The sequence below is a fragment of the Monashia sp. HAY1-5C genome, assembly GCF_056755255.1.
Genome location: NZ_JBPGXG010000808.1, coordinates 1 through 234, shown reverse-complemented (window position 1 = coordinate 234; position 234 = coordinate 1). Strand labels below are relative to the sequence as shown.

Genomic DNA, 234 nt, shown 5'->3' with positions numbered 1-234 from the left:
CCCGACGAAGGCGACGACGTCGAGGGCGGTGTGGCACGCGACAAGGGGAATGACGCGGCGGGTCCGGACGAAGATGAGGCCGAGGAGCAGGCACATGGCGATGTTGCCGACGAACCCGCCGAAGCCTTGGTAGAGGTGGTAGGTGCCGCGGGTCACGGCGGAGGCGGCGATGACTAGGGGCCAGGCCCAACCGACCTGGCGCCACCGGGTGAAGAGGTAGCCGACCATGACGAC

1 protein-coding gene is annotated in these 234 nt (G+C 68.8%); it reads right to left on the bottom strand.

All coding sequences use genetic code 11. The annotated features are described in order from the left end of the window. Window positions 1–234: CPBP family intramembrane glutamic endopeptidase (locus tag ACR9ZK_RS23610; RefSeq protein ID WP_481344338.1), on the bottom strand; the 234-nt coding region annotated here is incomplete at both ends.